At 73.4% G+C, this 3,672-nt stretch carries 3 protein-coding genes; all 3 read left to right on the top strand.

Annotation, left to right across the window (positions count from 1 at the left end):
- Positions 1-2,283: molybdopterin dinucleotide binding domain-containing protein (locus tag ACWCSD_RS49710; protein WP_449926368.1), on the top strand; the 2,283-nt coding region annotated here is incomplete at its 5' end.
- Between the two features lie 63 nt (positions 2,284-2,346).
- Positions 2,347-3,129: a 4Fe-4S dicluster domain-containing protein gene (locus ACWCSD_RS49705; protein WP_352364982.1), complete on the top strand. Its 783-nt coding sequence runs from the start codon at positions 2,347-2,349 to the stop codon at positions 3,127-3,129.
- A partial coding sequence (gene nrfD, locus ACWCSD_RS49700) for an NrfD/PsrC family molybdoenzyme membrane anchor subunit (protein WP_449926365.1) occupies positions 3,126-3,672 on the top strand: 547 nt, incomplete at its 3' end. The genes ACWCSD_RS49705 and nrfD, both read left to right, overlap by 4 nt.

Below are 3,672 nucleotides of genomic sequence, written 5' to 3'. Positions count from 1 at the left end.
TTCGACGCCGAGAACCGCTGCTACGAGGACGACACCTGGCAGTACGAGGGCATGCAGACCGTCGCGGCCTCCGGCGAGCGGGACGAGGACTACGACCGCCCGGCGGGCAGCCTCCCGGCCGGCCGCGCCGAGGTGCAGGGCGGCACCGGCGTCCCGCTGAGCGGCGAGCCGCGGCGGGACGAGACGCTGCGGCACCCGCGCTGCGTGCTGCAGGTGCTGCGCCGCCACTTCGCCCGCTACACGCCGGAGATGGTCCAGCAGGTGTGCGGGGTGCCGCCGGAGCTGTTCGCCCAGGTCTGCCGCCACCTGACGGAGAACTCTGGGCCGGAGCGGACCGCCGAGTTCGTCTACGCGGTGGGCTGGACGCAGCACAGCGACGGCGCCCAGTTCATCCGCACCGCCAGCATCCTGCAGCTCCTGCTGGGCAACATCGGCCGCCCCGGCGGCGGCATCCAGGCGCTGCGCGGGCACGCCAGCATCCAGGGCTCCAGCGACATCCCGACGCTGTTCAACCTGCTGCCCGGCTACATCCCGATGCCGCACGCCCACGAGCACGAGAAGATGCGCGACTTCCTGCGCGCCGACGCCTCCTGCCGCGGCTTCTGGGCGAACATGCCCGCCTACCTGGTGAGCCTGCTCAAGGCGTGGTGGGGCCCGGCGGCCACGCGCGACAACGACTTCCGGTTCGACTACCTGCCGCGCCTGACCGGCTCGCACAGCACCTACGACACGGTGCTCGCGCAGCTCGACGGCACCTGCAAGGGCTACCTGCTGCTCGGCGAGAACCCGGCGGTGGGCTCGGCCAACTCCCGGATGCAACGTCTGGGCATGGCCGAGCTCGACTGGCTGGTGGTGCGCGACCTCAACCTGATCGAGAGCGCCACCTGGTGGAAGGACGGCCCCGAGATCGAGACGGGCGAGCTGACCACGTCCAGGATCGGCACCGAGGTGTTCTTCTTCCCCGCCGCGGCCCACACCGAGAAGAGCGGCAGCTTCACCAACACCAACCGCTGGCTGCAGTGGCACCACCGGGCCGTCGAGCCGGCCGGCGACGCGCGCAGCGACCTGTGGTTCATGTACCACCTCGGGCGGATCATCCGGCAGAAGCTGGCCGGTTCCGCCGACCCGATGGACCGGCCCCTGCTCGACCTCACCTGGGACTACCCCGTCGAGGGCGAGACGGCCGAGCCGGTCGCCGAGGCGGTGCTCGCCGAGATCAACGGCTGGGACGCCGAGGGCCGGCCGCTCGACGGCTACAGCCAGCTCAAGGACGACGGCTCGACGGTGTGCGGCTGCTGGATCTACTGCGGCGTGTACGCCGGCGGCGTCAACCGGGCCGCCCGCCGCAAACCGGCCGCCGAGCAGGACTGGGTGGCCGCCGAGTGGGCGTGGGCGTGGCCGGCCAACCGGCGGGTGCTCTACAACCGGGCCTCGGCCGCGCCGGACGGCCGTCCGTGGAGCGAGCGCAAGAAGCTCGTCTGGTGGGACGCGGGCGCCGGCCGCTGGACCGGGCTCGACGTGCCGGACTTCGAGGAGCGCAAACCGCCGTCCTACCGGCCCGAGCCGGGGGCGCAGGGACCGGCGGCGTTGTCGGGCATCGACCCGTTCATCATGCAGGCCGACGGCAAGGGCTGGCTGTTCGCCCCCTCGGGCGTGGTGGACGGCCCGCTGCCCAGCCACTACGAGCCCCAGGACTCGCCGGTCGCCAACCCGCTCTACGGGCGGCAGCGCAACCCGGCCCGCAAGCTCTACCGGCACGAGGACAACCGTTACCAGCCGAGCGGGACCGAGCCGGGCGCGTCGGTCTACCCGTACGTGGTGACCACGTACCGGCTGACCGAGCACTTCACGGCGGGGGGCATGAGCCGGCACACGCCGTACCTGGCCGAGCTGCAGCCGGAGATGTTCTGCGAGGTCTCGCCCGAGCTGGCCGCCGAGCGGCGGCTCGTGCACGGCGAGTGGGCCACGATCGTCACCGCGCGCAGCGCCATCGAGGCCCGCGTGCTGGTCACCGACCGGATGGCGCCGCTGCACCTGGACGGCAAGGTCCTGCACCAGATCGGGCTGCCCTTCCACTTCGGCCCCAACGGCCTGGCCACCGGCGACGCGGCCAACGAGCTGTCGGCCATCTCGCTCGACCCCAACTCCCACATCCAGGAGGTCAAGGCCCTGTCGGCGGACATCCGTCCCGGGCGCAGGCCGCGCGGCCCGGCCCTGCCGGAGCTGGTGCTGGCCTACCGGCGGCGGGCGGGCGTGACCGAGCACACCGGAACGGAGGTGTGAGCCGTGGCCTTCGACCTCGACCGGGCGCCGCTCGACGCCGGCTACGACGACCCGCCCAGGCGCATGGGCTTCTTCACCGACACCAGCGTCTGCATCGGGTGCAAGGCGTGCGAGGTGGCCTGCAAGGAGTGGAACGCGGTGCCGGAGGACGGGCTGCTGTTCACCGGCATGTCCTACGACAACTCCGTCGGGCTCGGCGCCGACACCTGGCGGCACGTGGCGTTCGTCGAGCAGCGCAAGCCGCTGGGCCACCAGGAGACCGGCGCCCGTGACCTGGACTTCCGCTGGCTGATGGCCTCCGACGTGTGCAAGCACTGCACGCACGCGGCCTGCCTGGACGTCTGCCCGACCGGGTCGCTGTTCCGCACCGAGTACGGCACGGTCGTCGTCCAGGAGGACGTCTGCAACGGGTGCGGCTACTGCGTGCCCGCCTGCCCGTTCGGGGTGATCGGCCGGCGCGCGGAGACCGGCACGGCCGCCAAGTGCACGATGTGCTATGACCGGCTGGAGGTCGGCCAGGAGCCGGCCTGCGCCAAGACGTGCCCGACGGACTCCATCCAGTTCGGCGAGCTGGACGAGCTGCGCGAGCGCGCCGACCGCCGTCTGGAGCAGGTGCGCGCGGCGGGCGTGTCCTCGGCCCGCCTGTACGGCCACGACCCGGCCGACGGGGTGGGCGGCACCGGCGCCTTCTTCCTGCTGCTGGACGAGCCCCAGGTGTACGGCCTGCCGCCGGACCCCGTGGTGACCACCGCGGACCTGCCGTCGATGTGGCGGCACGCCGGCGCGGCGGCGCTGGTCCTGCTGGCCGGGATGGCCGCCGCGGCGGCCTGGAGGAGGGGCGGATGAGCAACCAGACCGACGTGCGCCTGGACGACGCGCCCGGCCTGCGCACCGAGCGCGAGGCCACGCCCGGCTCGGCGGGCCGCGGCAGCCGCTCGCTGCGGCCGCCCGAGCCGGAGGCGGATTCCTACTACGGCCTGCCGGTGCTGAACAGCACGCCCTGGAGCGACCACGACATCGCCGGTTACCTGTTCCTCGGCGGCCTGGCCGGCGCCTCCTCCACGCTGGCCGCCGCCGCCGAGCTGACCGGACGCCCGGCGCTGGCCCGCGCCGCCAAGGTGGCCGCCCTGGGCGCGGTCGGCGGCTCGCTGTACTCGCTGATCCACGACCTGGGCAAGCCGTCGCGCTTCCTGAACATGTTGCGGGTGTTCAAGGTGACCTCGCCGATGAGCGTCGGCACCTGGATCCTGACCGCGTACGGGCCGCAGGCCGGGCTGGCCGCGCTCACCGGGGTGACCGGGCGGTTCCCCCGGCTGGGCCGGGCGGCCACGGTGGGGGCCGGGCTGACCGGGCCGGCGCTGGCCACCTACACCGCCGCGCTGATCTGCG

The organism is Nonomuraea sp. NPDC001684 (assembly GCF_053596515.1).
The sequence above is the reverse complement of the archived record's forward strand: the minus strand, read 5'-3'. Positions and strand labels throughout refer to the sequence as shown.